The following is a 17,431-nucleotide window of genomic DNA, read 5'->3' as shown; positions in this document are numbered from 1 at the left end:
ACCTTTCCCCTCATCCTTTTCACCCAAGGAGCAACGCCATGTCCTTCTACATCTCCCTGTCGGGCCTCAAGGCTTCGCAGACCGATCTTTCGACCGTTGCCAACAATGTCGCCAACGTGAGCAGCACCGCCTTCAAGAAGAGCAAGGCGCAGTTCGGCGACATCTTCGCCGCCGCGCCGATGCAGACCACCAGCCAGGTCGCGGGCCAGGGCGTGCGCGTGCAGGGCGTTACCCAGCAGTTCACCCAGGGTACGGTCGAAACCACCGACAAGACGCTGGATCTGGCCATCACCGGCGAAGGCTTCTTCACCGTGAAGGGGGAAGACGGCAATGTCGGCTACACCCGCAATGGCGCCTTCGCGGTCGATGAGAACCGATTTGTCGTCGACACCACCGGGTCGCGCATCCAGGTGTTTGCGGTCGACCCCCAGACCGGCGTCCCGACCGGCGCCACGACCGGCGCGACCCCGGCCGACCTTAGCGACCTGCAAATTCCGACCACGCTGAACGGCGCAGCCGGCGGCGCGCAACTCACCAGCGTCGGCGTATCGAAGGCAGGTCTCGTCTCAGCCGTCTATGCCGACGGCAGCACCGTCTATCTGGGCCAGGTCGCCCTCGCCTCCTTCAACAGTCAGGAAGGCCTGCGCCAGCAGGGCGACGCGCACTGGACGTCGACGGTGGCCAGCGGCGATCCGATGCTGGGCACCGCCAATCAGGGCCTGTTCGGCGCGGTCAATTCCGGATCGCTGGAACGCTCCAACGTCGACATCACCGAGGAACTGGTGAACCTGATCGCGGCGCAGCGCAATTTCCAGGCGAACAGCAAGGCGATCGAGGCGGCAAACACGCTGACCACCACCATCGTCAACCTGCGCACCTGAACCGTCAGGCAAGAGATAGAAGGGGCAGCTCATGGACCGGCTCGTCAACACGGCTCTGACGGCCATGCGCGGCGCGATGGCGCGGCAGGCGTCGGTCGCGAACAATCTCGCGAACGTCAACACCGTCGGCTTCCGCGCCGAAATCGCCAATGCCGAAACGCGCTGGATCAAGGGCGACACCTTCGATACCCGCGCTCAGGCTTCGGAACAGGTGATCGCCGCCGACATGACGCAAGGCGCGGTCATCGAAACCGGCAACGGGCTGGACGTGGCGATGAACGGCGATGCCCTGCTCGCCGTTCAGGCCACGGACGGCAGCGAAGCCTATACGCGCCGCGGCGACCTGCGCATCACCGATAGCGGCCTGCTGACCACCGGCGACGGCCTGGCCGTGCTGGGCGAAGGCGGCCCCATCATCCTGCCGCAGATGGACAGCGTATCGATCGCCAAGGATGGCGGCATCTGGGGCGTGCCGCAGGGCGGCGACCCCGCCAATCCGCAGCAGATCGACAGGCTGAAGCTGGTCAACGCCGCCGGCTCCAGCATCGCCAAGAGCAATGACGGCCTGTTCCGCGAGGTGAATGGCGGCGCGCTGCCGTCCGATCCACTGGCCAGCGTCACATCCGGATCGCTCGAAGGGTCGAACGTCAATTCGACCCAGGCCCTGATCCAGATGATCGAGGCAAGCCGCGCCTGGGAAACCCAGGTGAAGATGATCGACACCGCCAAGCAGATGGATGACGGCGGCGCTTCGCTGATGCGCCTCGATAGCTGAGGCGCATGGTTAATATTGGCACGCATCTTGCTGCGATGGATGCATGAGCATCCTTCTGGAATGCCGCACGGAGATTGAACGATGAGCAACGCCGCCCTTCATGTCGCCCGCACCGGCCTTGACGCGCAGAACACGAAGATGCGCGTGATCGCCAACAATCTGGCGAACGTCAACACGACCGGTTTCAAGAAGGATCGCGCCGACTTCGAGACGCTGGCCTATCAGCAGATCATCCAGGCGGGCACCAATTCGGACAGCCAGAACAGGTTCGCCAACGGCCTCAACCTCGGTTCGGGCGTCGCGCTCCAGGGCACCAGCAAGATCAACACCCAGGGCACGCTCAGCCAGACCACCAATGTGCTGGACATGGCGGTCGAGGGGTCGGGCTATTTCCAGGTGCAGCAGCCCGACGGCTCCATCGCCTATACCCGCGCCGGCAATTTCAGCGTCACCGCCGAAGGCACCGTCGTCACCAGCGACGGCCTGCCGCTGATCCCGCAAATCACCGTGCCGCAGGGGGCGACATCCGTCGCGGTCGGCAATGACGGCACCGTGTCCGCGACGTTGCAGGGCGAAAGCGAACCCAGCCAGCTCGGCCAGATCGAACTGGCCAGCTTCATGAACCCGGCCGGTCTGCAGTCGACCGGCGGCAACCTGCTGGTCGAAACCGCCGCCAGCGGCGTACCGCAGGTCGGCGTCGCGGGGCTGGAGGGTCGGGGCGTCATCCGATCGGGCTATCTGGAAACGTCGAACGTCAACATCGTCGAAGAACTGGTCGACATGATCGAGACCCAGCGCGCCTACGAGGTCAATTCGAAGATGATCAAGGCGACCGACGAAATGCTCCAGTACGTCAACCAGAATATCTGAGCCTGGATGATGCACCTGTACCCCGCCACCATCGCCGCTGTCTCGCTGATCGCACTGGCCGCCTCGCCCGTCGGGGCCGCCAAGAAGACCAAGCGCGACACCGAGCGCGATTATTATGCGCCGGTCGTGGCGCAACCGGCCGCGCCGCCCGCGAACGGTTCCATCTTCCAGACATCGATCGGCTATACCCCGCTGACCAGCGGCGCGCGGGCCACAGCCGTCGGCGACGTCGTCACCATCGTCCTGGTCGAACGCACCCAGGCGAGCAAGAGCACCAGCGCCGACACCAACCGCAACGGATCGCTGGGCCTGAACCCGCCGACGACCGGCGTGCTCTCCAAGGCCTTTTCCGCCAGCGATGTCGCCATGGGCGGCCAGAACAGCTTCACGGGCAAGGGCGCCGCCAGCCAGTCCAACGCGCTGACCGGCGAGATCACCGTCACGGTGGCGCAGGTCTATCCGAACGGCACCATGCTGGTGAAGGGCGAGAAGGCGCTGACGCTCAATCGCGGCGACGAATTTATCCAGATAAGCGGCCTCGTCCGTCAGGCCGACATCGCGCCCGACAACCGCATCGCGTCGACCCGCGTGGCCGACGCCAAGATTATTTACAAGGGCAAGGGCGAAATCGCGAACGCCAGCCGTCAGGGCTGGCTGCAACGCTTCTTCTCCGCGCTGAGTCCCTTCTGATGGAGAGCCCAGTGACCCTCTTCACGCGCCTTCCTCTCATCCTCCCCTCTAAGGGGAGGTGGCAGGGCGTAGCCCTGACGGAGGGGTGTCATCCTATCGAGAGGGAAGCACCCCTCCACCACTCGCTTCGCGAGCGGTCCCCTTCAGCAGAGTCACGTCCCTCTGCTGAACCTTACAGGGGAGGATGGATGACGCGCCTCATTCTCGTGCTTTTCATCGCGCTTTCCTTCACCGCCCCCGCCCATGCCGAACGCATCAAGGATCTTGGCACCTTCCAGGGCGTGCGTCCCAACCAGCTCACCGGTTACGGCATTGTCGTTGGCCTGGCCGGCACCGGCGACGACAGTATCGAATATGCGACCCAGGGCATGAGGGGCGTCGTCTCGCGCTTCGGCCTCACCCTGCCGCCGGGCGTCAACCCGGCGCTCAAAAATGCGGCGGCGGTGCTGGTGACGGCGGACCTGCCCGCCTTCGCCAAGCCAGGCCAGCGGCTTGACGTCACCGTCTCCGCGCTGGGCAAGGCCAAGTCGCTGCGCGGCGGCACGCTTATCATGACTCCCCTGCGCGGTGCGGACAACGACATCTACGCCATGGCCCAGGGCAACCTCGCCGTCGGCGGCCTGGGCGTGTCCGGCGCGGACGGCAGCCAGGTGTCGGTCAACATCCCGTCGGCCGGCCGCATTCCCGAGGGCGCAACGGTCGAACGCGCGGTCGCCACCGGTTTCGACACTGCGCCCAGCCTGACCTTCAACCTGGCCGAGGCCGACCTTACGACCGCGTTGCGCGTCGCGGACGGCATCAACAAGAGCTTCGGCGATCGCCGGGCGCGCGCCACCGATGCCGTGTCGGTGGCGATCGACGCCGCGCCGGGCGCCGAAGAGCGTATCCTGATGATGGGCATGATCGAGAATATCGAGATCATCCCGGCCGACGCCCCCGCCCGCGTCATCGTCAACGCCCGCACGGGCACGGTCGTCATCAACGGTGCGGTGAAGATCCATCCGGCCGCCGTCGCGCATGGCAAATTGACCGTCAGCGTCAACGAAAGCCCGCGCATCGTCCAGCCCGCCCCCTTCAGCCGGGGCGAGACCGCAGTGGAGCCATCGAGCAGCATCAGCATCGACGAACAGAAAAAACCTATGGTTAATTTTAAAGGTGGGGCTTCGCTGGCCGATATTGTGAAGGCGGTCAATGCGATCGGGGCTTCCCCGGCGGACATGGTCGCGATCCTGGAGGCCCTCAAGCAGGCGGGCGCGATGAAAGCGGAGCTGGTGGTGCTGTGATGCAGATTAACTCGACGAATGCCGCCGGCGCGACCGGCGCCGCTCCTTCGCAAAAGGCCGCGCTCGGCAAGGTGGCGCAACAGTTCGAGGCCGTGTTCCTGCGCCAGATGATCGGCGCGATGCGATCGGCGAGCCTCGCGGAGGGCATCGGTGATTCCAGCGCTACACAGCAGTTCCGCGATATGGCCGACGCCCACACCGCCGACGCGATGGCGAGCAAGGGCGCATTGGGCATCGCCGAATTGCTGCTGAAGCAGTTTGGCGACCGGGTGAGCGACCAGCCCGTCTCCGACGCCTCCACCCCGGCGGCCGGCGCATGAGCGACCTGTTCATCATCGGCGCTTCGGGCGTCAAGGCCAACCGCACGGCGATGGCGGCCATCTCGGAAAACATCGCTAACGCCAGCACCCCCGGCTACGCCCGCCGCACGGTGACGACCGCCGAATCCGGTTCGTCGACCGCCACCATGTCGCTCTACGTCGCGCGCGCCAATTTCGGCGGCACGCAGGTACTGAGCGTCAACCGCGCGTCCGACCCCTATCTGGACGCGAGCGTCCGCCAGACCGGCATGACGCTGGGCAGCGCGACAGCGCGGCTGCGCTGGCTGACCGATGCCGAAAACGCGATGAACGACAGCAGCATCGGCGTCGGCCAGCTCATGACCGGCATGTTCCAGAATATGGAGAAGCTGGCCGCCAGCCCGACCGACACGTCGCTGCGCGTCACCACGCTGGACAGCATCAGCCGCGTGTCGCAGGCCTTCAACGACACCGCCGCCGACCTCAAGCTCGTTTCCGAAGGCATCGCCACCGAAGCGACGGCATCGGTCGACACGATCAACCGCTCCCTCGACGCGCTGGCCGACATCAACAATAGCCTGCTGCGCGCGCAGCCGGGCACGTCGGCCTATGCGCAACTGCTCGACAGCCGGGACTCGGCGTTGCAGGATCTGTCGGCAAACCTGAACGTCACCATCGGCTTCGGCGCGCACGACAGCGTGCAGATCAGCTTCGGCGGGCAGACGCTGGTCAGCGGCGACAGCGCAACCAGCCTGTCGGTCGCCGCCAATGCCGACGGCACGCTGGCGCTCAGCCTGGCGGACGGGACGGCGCTGACCGCGCCCGGCAGCGGTACGCTGGGCGGCCTCTTTTCCTCCGCCGGCACGGTGGCCGACCGGCGCGCCAGCCTCGACACGCTAGCCGAGCAATTTGTGACTGACGTCAATGCCTGGCACGCCCAGGGTGTGACCGACAGCGGCGCAGCGGGCGGCGCGCTGCTCGCCTGGAGCGGCAGTGCGGCCACGATGGCCGCGCTCGACGTCCAACCCGCCGACTTGGCGCTCAAATCAGCGGACGGCACGCTCAACGGCAATCTGCTGACGGTCAGCGCGACGCTGCGCGGCAATGGCAGCGTCGAACAGGGCTGGACTACCCTGGTCGCGAGCCATGCCAACCTACTGGGCGCGACCAAGGCGGAATATGACACTGCAACCAGCCGCAACGATCAGGCGGTCGCCGCGCGCGAGGCAGTGAGCGGCGTCGACCTCGACATGGAAGCGGCCGATCTGCTGCGCATCCAGCAGGCCTATTCGGCATCCGCTAAGATATTGCAGATGGCCAAGGAAACCATCGATTCCATCCTGCAGATCATGTGACCGGAAAGGGCTGACCCATGGTAGGCATCACCAACAAGATCCTGCTCGCCGAAATCCGCCGGCAGCAGAAATTGTCGCAGGACATCATCGCCGGCCAGACCGCCATCTCGACCGGCATCACGCTCACCAAGCCGTCCGATGATGCGCTCGCCTGGGTGCAGCTATCGGATGTCGGTCGCGCCCAGGCGCAACAGGCAGCCTGGCAGGCCAATGTCAGCCATGGCAGCACCCGCGCCACCACGGCCGAGAATAATCTGTCGGAAATCAACAATCTGCTGACCCATGCCCAGGAACTGGTGACATCGGCCCGCAACGGATCGCTGAACGACGCCGGCCGCGCCGCCATCGTGGAGCAGATGAAGACGATCCAGACCACGGTCAACGAACTGCTGAACCAGAAGGATTATCAGGGCGCGCCGGTGTTCGACGACGGACAAAGCGTGCTTGTACCGGTCGGCCGCGGTCTGAACCTGGCGGTCGTGGGCACGAGACAAGAGGTGTCGGAAGGTATCGACGTCGACGGCGCGCCCATGTCGATCGACGCCATATTGGCCCAGAGCATCGCCGCGATCGAAAGCGGCGTGGACAGCGACATCGCTTCCTCGCTCACCGGGGTCAAGGCAGCGCAGAGCCATATCACCGTGCAGCAGGCCAAGCAGGGCGTGCGCGGCGAACGGCTGGAAACCATTGGCGAGCGGTTGACCAATGTCGATCTGAACCTGAGCGAACGCCGCGCCGATCTGGAATCGACCGACCTTCAGGAAGTGATCGCCAATGTGAAGGCACAATTGCTCCAGCTTGAAGCCGCGCAATCGGCCTTCGCCCGCATCAACCAGCAGACTCTGTTCGACCTCATCAAGTAAGACGGAAAAAGGGCGGCCCCGTCCTAAAGCGAATGCTAACCAATCCGTATTAACCAGAAACGGACTGGCGCTTTCAAGACGCCGACGGAGCCATCGCCTCCAGGCGCAATTCGGGGATTTTCATGTTCGCAATCATCGGCCTTGTCGTGCTTCTGGGCATGGTGTTCGGCGGCTTCATCTTCACCGGCGGCGATATCGGCCCGGTGCTGCACGCCCTGCCGCATGAAATGATTATCATCGGCGGCGCGGCCATCGGCGCGCTGATTATCGGCAATAGCGGCGCGGACCTGAAGGCGCTGGGCGGCGGGCTGGGCAAGGTGTTCAAGGGGCCGCAATATAAGAAGCAGGATTTCCTCGACTGCATCTTCCTGGTCAGCAAGCTGATGAAGACGCTGCGCGTCGAAGGGCCGGTGGCGCTCGAACCCCATATCGAAGACCCGGCCAGTTCGACCATCTTCAGCGAATATCCCAAGCTGATGAAGGACAAGACGCTGATCCACCTGATAAGCGACACGCTGCGCCTGGTGGTGATATCGTCCGGCACGCTCGATCCGCACGCGGTCGAGGAGGTGATGGATAATGCGCTCAAGACCCATCATCACGAAGCGCTGAAGCCCGCCAACAATCTCCAGGGCCTGGCCGACGCCCTGCCCGCGCTGGGCATCGTCGCGGCGGTGCTGGGCGTGGTGAAGACCATGGGCGCGATCGACCAGCCCCCGGCGATCCTGGGCGCAATGATCGGATCGGCGCTGGTCGGCACCTTCCTGGGCGTGCTGCTCGCCTATGGCATGGTCAACCCCTTCGCCAACCGCTGCCGCGCGGTGATCGAGGCCGACGGCGCCATCTATCATGTCGTCAAGCAGATCATCATCGCCTCGCTGCACGGCCATCCCCAGCCCCTGGTGATCGAGGCTGCACGGTCCAGCCTGACCCACGCGAACCAGCCGGCCTTCGCCGAAGTGTTCGACGGTATGCGGGGCAAATAAGCCATGGCCGACAAGAAACGCGGCGCGAACGAGCCGGAACCCCGGCCGATCATCGTCAAGAAGATCATCGTCGAAGCACATGGCGGCCATCATGGCGGCGCCTGGAAGGTCGCCTATGCCGACTTCGTGACGGCGATGATGGCCTTCTTCCTGCTGATGTGGCTGCTGGGCGCGACCACCGAAAAACAGCGCAAGGCGCTGGCCGACTATTTCACCCCGACCCTGGTCGAACTGAAGATGGCGTCGGCCGGATCGACCGGCCTGCTGGGCGGCGATTCCATCATGGGCAAGGAAAATTACCCGACCACCGGCGGACAGGGGAACCTCAGCATCACCATTCCGCGCGACGCTTCCGGAACCAGGGAACAGGGCGGCAAGGCGATGCGCGCGGCCGACCGGAAGAAGTTCGAGGCGATCAAGAAGGAACTGGAAGCGCGCATGATGCGCAACGGCATGGCGAAGCTGCGCAGGAATGTGCGCTTCACCGAGACGCGCGAAGGGCTGCGCATCGACCTGATCGACGAGGCGGATTTCGCAATGTTCGCCATGGGCACCGACCGGCTCCTGCCACAGGCGCGCGCGCTGGTGCGCGAAGTGGCCACCGTGTTGCAGACCATGCCCAACCCGCTGATCGTGCGCGGCCATACCGACGCCCTGCCTTATGCGGCAGGCCGGACGATGAACAATTGGCGCCTCTCCTCCGCCCGTGCCGAAGCGACGCGCCAGGCTTTGGCGGACGCCGATGTCGGCAACGAGCGCTTCGCCCGGATCGAGGGCATCGCCGACCGCGAGCCTTTCGTGAAGGATGACGCCTATGATCCGCGCAACCGGCGCATGTCGATCATCCTGGGCTGGACCAACGGCAGCGATGCGTCCGACGACGAGGCGGGACTGGACGAGGACAGCAGGGCCGCGATCAAGGAGCGCGACGACCCGGCCCGCATCTCCAGGGAACAGGCCAGGCGGCTCGACATGGGCGGCACCGGCCTCCCGGCCAACGCGGCGCTCATCAACCCGGCCGCTCCGGGCAAGAATTGAAATAGCGGGCGGCGATGGAATATCGCCGCCTTAACGCCAAGTTGCCTCCTACCGCCATCATGCTAAACTTGCCTTTGTTCGGACGACCGCAGAATATCGTCGGGAGAGGCAAGGATGAAGTGCAGTAAGGCCAGCCTCTTTATCGACATCATAAGCGGCGGCCTGCTGGTCGCGCTGGGTCTGGGCGCAGGCGCGACGTCAGCACTTGCCCGGCCACCCGCCAACATCCCGGCCGAAAAGCGAAGCGATCTGCTGGTGACGGGCGCACCCATGGCGGAGGCGCCGCGCTGGGCGACCTGCGAAAGGCTCATGCGCGATCCCCATTTCGCCGCCCTGTACGGCGCTGTGGGCGGAAACGACCTGCTGCTCCCCACCGCCTATCTGTCGACGCGCTTCCCCCGCAATCCCGATTATAATGCGCCACCTGCCGTCACCGAAGGATCGGCCCTGCCGACGCTGCCAAAGACCCGGTTCGGCGTCCGTCGGCTTGTCGTCAACCTCGCCCCTGATGCGGGCGGGAGCAGCCTGGACGCGGCGATCCTGGCCTGTCGCAGCAATTATACGCGGGGTGGCCGCGCGGACAATATGGGCCTGGATCGAATTAGCAGCATGGCTGGGCGGGCCGCAGCGGGTTCGGTCATGACCGGGCCGACGCCACCGCCAGGCGGCGGACGGAGCGAAATCGCCGTGCGGGACGAAAGCTTGCCCATGGCCTTCGCCCTGTTCGACCAGGGGCGCTATCGCGAAGCGCTCGACTGGTTCAGACAGGCCGCACACAAGCTGCAATGGAATGAAGGGGGCGATGAAGCCGCGCTCTTCATCGGTAAAATCTATCTGCAGGGATTGAAGGAGCAATCCGAGCCGGCCGAAGCCGTGACATGGCTCAAAAAGGCCGCGACGGCATCTTTCAACCCGACCCGGGACACGCCGATGTTCATCCCGGACCAGCCGGAACGAGGCTGCGGTCATCCTGGGCAATCTCTATCTGACGGGTTTCCGCGATATCCCCAGGGATGAGGCGGCGGCCCGCCGATGGTTCGAACGTGCGCGCGATGTCGGCCATATCCCCGCTGCCAAGCGGCTGGGCGATCTCTATCGCGACGGCATTGGTGGTGCGCGCGACGTGAAGAAAGCCATGGCGTGCTACAAGCAAGCCGCAACGCTCGACCTGGCATCTGCGCAATTCGCGCTCGGCCAGCTCCTGTTCGACGGCGCCGCAGGCGTTCGCGCCGACAAGAAACGCGCACTGGCCTGGTTCCAGGCGGCGGCCAGGCACGAACATCCCGGCGCCCTGTATGCGCTGGGCCGTGCCTATGACCTGGGCGACGGCGTGACGGCCGATCAACAGCTTGCGATCGGCTTCTACAAGTCCGCCGCGCTGCTCGACGATCCGGCCGCCATGGTGGCGATGGGCACCTATTTCTACGAAGGCGCGATCCTGCCCAAAGACCCGACCATGGCCCGGCGCTGGTTTCAGGAAGGGGCAAACCGATCCGACCCGGACGGCATGTTCAATCTCGCCGCCATGATGATCCGCGGCGAAGGCGGCGCGGCCGACCGGCGGCAAGCCCTTGCCTTGATGCAGCAGGCCGCCGCCCTCGGCCATGGCAAGTCCGCGCAGGCGCTGACCGCGCTTGAAACGAGCAGGCTCGACTAGCACCGATCGATATTCAGGGTTGGCAAGGGCTTTCTGTTCCCCATCCACTCCGTTCCGCCGCTCCCCCACATATCCCAGACGGCTTGCCACCCTGCGCGCGCTTCTCTACATCGGCGCCTCACCCATTTCGAAAGGATCGCCGTCATAGACATCACCCTGAACGCTCAGCCCGCTCGCTCTGCTTTCAGGAAAGTTATTGTCCATGCCTGCCATCACCCTTTCGAACCTCGGCTGGTCCGCGCCTGACGGGACGCCCGTTCTTTCCGGCCTCGATTTCCGCTTCCTTCCCGAACACATCGGCCTGATCGGCCGCAATGGTGTCGGCAAATCGACCCTGCTCGCGCTGATCGCGGGCGAGCGCCAGCCAGCGACCGGCGAAGTCCGCGTCGACGGCAACATCGCCACCCTGCGCCAGACGCTGGAGCCTGATCCCGGCCAGAGCATCGCCGACCTGTTCGATGCCCGCGCCGCCCTCGCCCTGCTCGACAAGGCGGAGGCGGGCGTCGCCACGATGGAGGAGTTGGAGGATTGCGACTGGACCCTGCCCGCCCGCCTTACCGATGCGCTGGCAGAGGTGGGCCTGTGCGTCGATCCCGCCACGTCGCTGGCCTATCTCTCCGGCGGCCAGCGCACCCGCGCCGCACTGGCGGCGGCGATTTTCGTCCGGCCTGACTGGCTGCTGCTGGACGAGCCGACCAATCATCTCGACGCCGGGGGACGCGAGGCTCTGATCGCCCTGCTGCAACGCTGGCGGGGCGGCGCGATCGTCGTCAGCCATGATCGCATGCTGCTGGAGACCATGGACGCCATCGCCGAACTGACCAGCCTTGGCATCGCCCGCTATGGCGGCAACTGGTCGGCCTACCGAACGCGCAAGAATGTGGAACTGGCCGCCGCCCGACACGCGCTCGACAATGCCGAACGTCAGGCGTCGGATCTCGTCCGCAAAACTCAGCTCACCACCGAGCGCAAGCAGCGCCGCGACGGCGCGGGCGCACGTCAGGCGGCCAAGGGCGACATGCCCCGCATCCTGATCGGCAAGCGAAAGGACCTGGCCGAACGCTCCGGCGGTGACGCCGCTCGTCGCGCCGATCGCCAGCGTGCGGAAGCGCAGGCAGCCATCGCCAACGCGCGCGGGCAGATCGAAATCCTCGCTCCGCTCACCGTCACCCTCCCCTCCGCGCAGGTGCCGCCGGGCCGCATCCTGCTGGCGCTGGAAGATGTGACCGCAGGGCATGACCCCGCCGACCCGCCGCTGCGTAACCTCAACCTCCGTATCGCCGGGCCGGAGCGGATCGCCATCACTGGTCCCAATGGCGCGGGCAAATCGACCCTGCTCCATCTAATCGCGGGGTACATCACACCGCTATCCGGTCACATCCATCGCCCGGCCGCACTGGCGCTGCTCGATCAAAATGCCGGCCTGCTCGATCCCCACGCCACCATCGCCGACAATTTCGCCCGGCTGCATCCCGGCGCGACCCGCAACGCCGTTCATGCCGCGCTCGCGCGCTTCCGATTCCGCGCCGATCTGGCGCTACAACGGGTGGAGACGCTGAGCGGTGGACAGAAGCTGCGCGCAGCCCTGGCCTGCGTGCTGGGCGGAACGACGCTGCCGCCGCTTCTGCTGCTGGACGAGCCGACCAACCATCTCGACCTCGATTCGATCGCCGCGATCGAACAGGGACTTGCCGCCTATGACGGCGCGCTACTGGTGGTCAGCCATGACCCGGCCTTCCTCGATGCGATCGGCATCACCCGCCGGATCGCACTCCCCGCATCCTGACGCTCAGTGCGCTGCCGACGTATCGACCGCCCCGCTCGGGCGCGGCGCCAGCCAGACGATCACGGCGGCGGCGAACAGCACCAGGGCCGATATGAAGAAGACATGATCGACCGCGATGACGATCGCCTCCTGCTCGACGATGTTGGAGATGGTCTGCCGAATCTGCTCGGTCGAAAAGCCCAGGCTGCTCAGCTGCGCCTGCGCGTCGGCCGGCTGCAACACGCCCGCCAGCTCGTTACGCGACACACGCTGCGCATCCCCCCATCCGGTCAGCACCAGCGATGTCGAGATGGCGATCGCCATGGTGCGCAGGAAATTCTGCAGCCCCGCGGCGGAAGCGGTCTCGCTCGGCAGCACCGACCCCAGGGTCAGCGTCGTGAGCGGAATCATGAAGAAGGGCATGGCGAAGCCCTGGATGAATTGCGGCGCGGCCATGGTCCAGAAATCGATGCCGCTGGTCCAGTGCGCCCGCCACAGGGTCATCAGGCCCAGCCAGAAGACCGCGCCGGAAATCATGATCCGCGGATCGACCTTGCCCATGAAGCGCGCGGCGAAGGGCGCCGACATCAGTGCCGCCATGGCGGTGAAGGCCGTCACGATACCCGCCCAGGTGGCGGTATAGCCCTGGGTCATCTGCAACCATTGGGGAATGACGACGATGCCGGAGAAATAGGCGCCGAAACATAGCGCCAGCGAAAAGACGCCGGACGAAAAGCCGATATGCCGGAACACCCGCAAATCGACGACCGGATGTTCTTCGGTGAGTTCCCAGATGATGAACACCACGAAACCGATCGCCGCCAGAATGGCCAGCGCGACGATCATCGGATCGCTGAACCAGTCATGGTCGCGGCCAATGTCCAGCATGACCTGCAGACAGCCGATCCAGAAGACCAGCAGCACCAGGCCGACCCTGTCGATCGGTATCTTGGCGGTGTCCGTCTCCACCGGCCGCAGCAGCGCCTGCGCCGCGAACACGCACAGCACCGCGATCGGCAGGTTGATGAAGAAGATCCAGTGCCAGCTCCAATTGTCGCTGATATAGCCGCCGATGATCGGCCCCATGGCCGGCCCCAGCAGGGTCGTCATCGCCCACAGGCCCATCGCCCTGGGGCGTGCCTCCGGCGGAAAGACGCGCATCAACAGCGTCTGCGACATGGGCATGATTGGCCCGCCGCAAATGCCCTGGCCGATGCGGCAAGCGACGATCATCCCCAGGGTCATCGACATGCCGCACAGCAGCGAAAAGATGCCGAAACCGACCATCGACCATGTGAACATGCGCACCACGCCGAACCGCTGGGCCAGCCAGCCGGTCAGCGGCACGCAGATCGCCTCCGCCACGGCGTAGGATGTGATGATCCACGTTCCCTGATCGGGCGAGATGCCCAGGTTGCCGGCGATGTGCGGGACCGAGACGTTCGCGATGGTAAGGTCGAGCACCACCATGAAGTTGCTGAGCGCCAGCACCAGCCCCGCCAGAGTCCGGGTGCGCGGCGAAAGCCGCGAGAAGATATCGTCGTCGCCGCTCATCGCCCGACCGTCCTCACTTCCCGGAAAGGTCGATCTCGACTTCCATCGACAGGCCCACACGCAACGGGTGTTCGGCCAGTTCCTTGGGGTCGAGTGCGATCCGCAGCGGCAGGCGCTGCACCACCTTGATCCAGTTGCCGGTCGCGTTCTGCGCCGGGATCAGCGACAGCGACGATCCGGTGCCGCCCGAAAAACCGACGACCTTGCCATGATAGACCACACCGCCGCCATAAAGGTCGGACGTGACTTTCGCGGGCATCCCCACCTTCACGTCGCGCAACTGGCGCTCCTTGAAATTGGCGTCGACATAGAGTTGCGCCAGCGGGACGATGGTCATGATCGGACTGCCCTGCGCCACGCGCTGCCCCACCTGCACCTGCCGCTTGGTGATAACGCCATCAACCGGCGCGCGGATAATGCTGCGGTCCAGGTCCAGCTTGGCCGAATCCAGTTTCGCCTGCGCGGCCATCACGGCCGGGTCGGTGTCGATGGTCGATCCGCGGACGAGCGCGTCATTGGCTTCCAACTGGCCAGTCGCCGCGCCGCGCGTCGCTTCGGCCGTCTTCACGCCTGCGCGGGCCAGGTCGAGCGCGGCCTTGGCGGCGGCATAGCCGTTGCGCGCTATCGTCACTTCATCGCCCGACACCGCGCCATCGCCGACCAGCGCCTCGCGCCGCTGCAGGTCGATCCGCGCCTTGTCGAAATTCGCCTGCGCCGTGGCGAGCTGCGCGCGCGACTGGACGATGTCCGCCCCGCGTGCGTCGACCTGCGCGGTCAGCGATCCGCTGGTGGCGACGGTCTGGCGGAAACGGCGGCGCGCTTCGGCCAGGTCGGCCTCCGCCTGCGCCACGGCGATCTGCGCATTGGTCGGGTCCAGCTTGACCAGGATGTCGCCCTTCTTCACCGCCTGGGTGTCGCTGACGAGCACTTCGATCGCCTGCGCCGAAACGAGCGGCGTCACCTGTGCCATTTCCGCATTCACATAGGCATTGTCGGTGCTGACATGGGTGCGCCCCACCAGCAGATACCAGGCCGCCCAGATGACGCCGATGACGATGACCGCCAGCGCCAGGCGGATCAGCCATGTCTTGCGCGCGGACTGGCGCTCCTCCTGCGTCGCATCGGGAGCGTCGTTGGTTTCGAGAGCGGCGTCAGCCATGCGGTTGGTCCTTGGAGAGAGGTTCGCCGGCGGTGAAGCCACCGCCCAGCGCCCGGATGAGAGCAATATCGAGCGAGAAGGCGCTGGCTTCCAGATCCGAAACCGATCGCCGCGCGGAAAGCAGTTGATCCTCGACAGTCAGCACGTCGAGATAGGTGGAAAGCCCGCCTGCATAACGCTTGCGCGCCACGTCATAGGCTTCGCCCGAAGCGGTCAGCGCAGCGCGCGCGTCCGTCAGCCGCTGGTCCAGCGTGCGACGGCTCGTCACCGCGTCGGCCACCTCCTGATAAGCGCCCAGCACGGTCTTGTCATAAGTGGCGACCGCCTCGTCATAGGTGGCGCGGGCGCCGCGATACTGGCCCTGCAACGAGCCACCCTGGAAAATGGGCAGGCTGATCGCAGGACCGGCATTGCCGAAGATCGAGTCTTTCTTGAACAGGCTATTGGCGAAGGGCTGGGCCGAACCGACCGCACCGCCATTGGCGAAAACCGTGTTGTAGCCGAGCGACTGAATGCCGATCAGCGCGCTCAGCCGCACTGCCGGGAAGAAATCGGCCCGCGCCACCTTGATCCGCTTGGCCGCCGCTTCCGTGCGGGCCAGCGCGGCGGCAATGTCGGGACGCCGCGCCACGAGATTGGTGGTGACGTCGCCGGGCAATCCCAGCGGCGCGAGCTTGCCCGGTTGCGGCCGGGTGATCGACAGGCCACGATCCGGCCCCGCCCCGATCAGCGCGGCAATCTGATGCTGTCGCAACTGGATCGCCAGACGCGCACCGGCCAGTTGCGCCTTGGCCGAGGAAACGGTGGCGTCGGCCTGGCGGACATTGCCGCGTGTTTCCATGCCATTTTGCCGCCGGTCGGCGACCAGCTTCTGGCTCGCCATGCGGATGTCGAGCGTACGCTGCTGAATTTCCGCCTCGTCATAGAGGCGGGCCAGATCGGCATAGGCGTCGGCAATGCCGGTGGTCAGCGCCAGCCGCGCCTGCCGTGCGTCGATCTCCGCCGCGCGCGCGTCGGACGTCGCGGCCGCCAGCGCTGCCTTGTTCTTGCCCCAGATATCAAGGTCGAAGCCCAGGTCCAGAGCCACCCGGCCGGTGCCGAGCCAACCCTGCGGCACGAACTCCTTGGGCATGCCCATATTGTAGCTCTGCTTGGTCGCCGCGCCGCTGGCCTCCAGATTGGCCGATGGCAGGACCGCTGCCCCCGCCTGCTGCGCCATGGCTTGCGCCTGACGGAAGCGCGCCGCCGCAACCGCCATGTCGGGTGCGTTGCGCAACCCTTCCTCGATCAGCGCGGTCAGTTGCGGATCACCATAAGCGGTCCACCAGCCTTCGTCCGGCCAGGCGGCATCGGGCGCGGCCAGACTCTGCTGCGCGGCCACGCTTTCAGGCGCGCGAATCGCAGGCTTGGGGCCAAGATTGGGGATTGCGGCACAGGCCGACAACAACATCGCCGTCGTCGTCGCCAGCATCATGCGGGAGGAAAAAGCCATACGACTCATCGCCATAAAAAATCGTACCATAGAGTATGAAAATCGCCAATGGGCCTGTTGCGAACCCTTGTCAACAGTATTAGCGTACTATATAGTACGATTTTATGACGGGAAGCAAAACGCCCTTGATGTGTGGCCGCAGGGAAGCGCGTCGCCGGGATCGCCGGGACATGATCCTGACGGTGGCGCAGGACTATTTCATGGATCATGGCTATGCCGGCACGACCATGTCGGGCATTGCCGCGGCCCTGGGCGGGTCGAAGGGGACCTTGTGGAATTACTTCCCCTCAAAGGACCAGTTGTTCGCCGCCGTGCTTGACCGGGTGGCGGGGGCCTATCGCACCCGGCTTTCGCAAATCCTCGATCCGGAAGGAGATTTGGCGCTCACGCTCCACCGCGCCTGCATCAGCCTGATTACCAAGGTCACGTCTCCCGAAGCCATCGCGCTGCACCGGCTCATCATCTCGGAAGGCGGCCGCTTCCCGGAACTCAGCCAGATATTCTTCGAACTCGCACCCCGCAACACACGGGCCATGCTGGCCGACTTTCTGGAAGGCGCCATGGCCCGCGGCCAGCTCCGCACCGCCGATACGACGAATGCGGCCCGCGCGCTCATGTCGCTCTGCATGGCGGGCAGCCATCATCAGTTGCTGATGGCCCAGATCAAGGAACCGGACCCCGCACAGATCGAGCAGGACGCGACCTTCGCCGTCGATCTTTTCATGCGCGCCTACGCGCCCGACGGAGCGCCACCGCAAGGCTGA

Annotated in this window: 17 protein-coding genes; 14 read left to right on the top strand and 3 right to left on the bottom strand. The window is 65.5% G+C overall.

Annotation, left to right across the window (positions count from 1 at the left end):
- Nucleotides 1–38: 38 nt before the first annotated feature.
- The 13 genes from MOK15_RS15845 (at nt 39) to MOK15_RS15785 (ending at nt 12,483) form a co-directional block, all read left to right on the top strand.
- The gene (locus MOK15_RS15845) at nt 39–881 is read left to right on the top strand and encodes a flagellar hook-basal body complex protein (RefSeq protein ID WP_242932480.1); all 843 of its coding nucleotides are present in this window, start codon (nt 39–41) and stop codon (nt 879–881) included.
- A gap of 31 nt (nt 882–912) precedes the next feature.
- On the top strand, nt 913–1,656 hold the full coding sequence (locus tag MOK15_RS15840) for a flagellar basal body rod protein FlgF (RefSeq protein ID WP_242932479.1): 744 nt from the start codon (nt 913–915) through the stop codon (nt 1,654–1,656).
- Between the two features lie 81 nt (nt 1,657–1,737).
- A complete protein-coding gene (gene flgG, locus MOK15_RS15835; protein ID WP_242932478.1) occupies nt 1,738–2,526 on the top strand; it encodes a flagellar basal-body rod protein FlgG in 789 nt (262 codons plus the stop codon).
- Between the two features lie 9 nt (nt 2,527–2,535).
- Nucleotides 2,536–3,216, top strand: coding sequence for a flagellar basal body L-ring protein FlgH (locus MOK15_RS15830; RefSeq protein ID WP_242932792.1), 681 nt, complete (start codon nt 2,536–2,538; stop codon nt 3,214–3,216).
- Between the two features lie 188 nt (nt 3,217–3,404).
- A complete protein-coding gene (locus MOK15_RS15825; protein WP_242932477.1) occupies nt 3,405–4,499 on the top strand; it encodes a flagellar basal body P-ring protein FlgI in 1,095 nt (364 codons plus the stop codon).
- Nucleotides 4,499–4,819 carry a rod-binding protein gene (locus MOK15_RS15820; RefSeq protein ID WP_242932791.1) on the top strand — a complete coding sequence of 107 codons (321 nt, stop codon included), beginning with the start codon at nt 4,499–4,501 and terminating at the stop codon, nt 4,817–4,819. The genes MOK15_RS15825 and MOK15_RS15820 overlap by 1 nt, the downstream gene beginning before the upstream one ends.
- Nucleotides 4,816–6,153, top strand: a complete 1,338-nt coding sequence (gene flgK, locus MOK15_RS15815; RefSeq protein ID WP_242932476.1) for a flagellar hook-associated protein FlgK — start codon at nt 4,816–4,818, stop codon at nt 6,151–6,153. Before MOK15_RS15820 ends, flgK begins: the two co-directional genes overlap by 4 nt.
- 17 nt (nt 6,154–6,170) lie before the next feature.
- Nucleotides 6,171–7,016 (top strand): flagellin, encoded by an 846-nt coding sequence (locus MOK15_RS15810; RefSeq protein ID WP_242932475.1) that lies wholly within the window; start codon nt 6,171–6,173, stop codon nt 7,014–7,016.
- A gap of 122 nt (nt 7,017–7,138) precedes the next feature.
- Nucleotides 7,139–8,002 carry a flagellar motor stator protein MotA gene (gene motA / locus MOK15_RS15805; RefSeq protein ID WP_242932474.1) on the top strand — a complete coding sequence of 288 codons (864 nt, stop codon included), beginning with the start codon at nt 7,139–7,141 and terminating at the stop codon, nt 8,000–8,002.
- 3 nt (nt 8,003–8,005) lie between these two features.
- Nucleotides 8,006–9,040, top strand: a complete 1,035-nt coding sequence (locus MOK15_RS15800; RefSeq protein WP_242932473.1) for a flagellar motor protein MotB — start codon at nt 8,006–8,008, stop codon at nt 9,038–9,040.
- A gap of 114 nt (nt 9,041–9,154) precedes the next feature.
- Nucleotides 9,155–10,057 (top strand): hypothetical protein, encoded by a 903-nt coding sequence (locus tag MOK15_RS15795; RefSeq protein WP_242932472.1) that lies wholly within the window; start codon nt 9,155–9,157, stop codon nt 10,055–10,057.
- Nucleotides 10,008–10,697 carry a tetratricopeptide repeat protein gene (locus MOK15_RS15790; protein WP_347567229.1) on the top strand — a complete coding sequence of 230 codons (690 nt, stop codon included), beginning with the start codon at nt 10,008–10,010 and terminating at the stop codon, nt 10,695–10,697. Before MOK15_RS15795 ends, MOK15_RS15790 begins: the two co-directional genes overlap by 50 nt.
- A gap of 202 nt (nt 10,698–10,899) precedes the next feature.
- Nucleotides 10,900–12,483: an ABC-F family ATP-binding cassette domain-containing protein gene (locus tag MOK15_RS15785; protein WP_242932470.1), complete on the top strand. Its 1,584-nt coding sequence runs from the start codon at nt 10,900–10,902 to the stop codon at nt 12,481–12,483.
- A 3-nt stretch (nt 12,484–12,486) separates the two neighbouring features.
- Here the strand turns inward: MOK15_RS15785 and MOK15_RS15780 are convergent, their stop codons facing one another.
- The 3 genes from MOK15_RS15780 to MOK15_RS15770 are packed head-to-tail and all read right to left on the bottom strand — an operon-like array spanning nt 12,487 to nt 16,682.
- Nucleotides 12,487–14,016, bottom strand: a complete 1,530-nt coding sequence (locus MOK15_RS15780) for a DHA2 family efflux MFS transporter permease subunit (RefSeq protein ID WP_242932469.1) — start codon at nt 14,014–14,016, stop codon at nt 12,487–12,489.
- A gap of 13 nt (nt 14,017–14,029) precedes the next feature.
- Nucleotides 14,030–15,175, bottom strand: a complete 1,146-nt coding sequence (locus tag MOK15_RS15775; RefSeq protein WP_242932468.1) for an EmrA/EmrK family multidrug efflux transporter periplasmic adaptor subunit — start codon at nt 15,173–15,175, stop codon at nt 14,030–14,032.
- Nucleotides 15,168–16,682, bottom strand: coding sequence for an efflux transporter outer membrane subunit (locus MOK15_RS15770; protein ID WP_242932790.1), 1,515 nt, complete (start codon nt 16,680–16,682; stop codon nt 15,168–15,170). The genes MOK15_RS15775 and MOK15_RS15770 overlap by 8 nt, the downstream gene beginning before the upstream one ends.
- A gap of 155 nt (nt 16,683–16,837) precedes the next feature.
- Here MOK15_RS15770 and MOK15_RS15765 point away from each other — a divergent pair, with 155 nt between their 5' ends.
- Nucleotides 16,838–17,431: a TetR/AcrR family transcriptional regulator gene (locus MOK15_RS15765; RefSeq protein ID WP_242932467.1), complete on the top strand. Its 594-nt coding sequence runs from the start codon at nt 16,838–16,840 to the stop codon at nt 17,429–17,431.

It is taken from the genome of Sphingobium sp. BYY-5, assembly GCF_022758885.1.
Taxonomy (GTDB): domain Bacteria; phylum Pseudomonadota; class Alphaproteobacteria; order Sphingomonadales; family Sphingomonadaceae; genus Sphingobium.
Note: the sequence above shows the minus strand (reverse complement) of the source record. Positions and strands in the feature narration are given on the sequence as shown.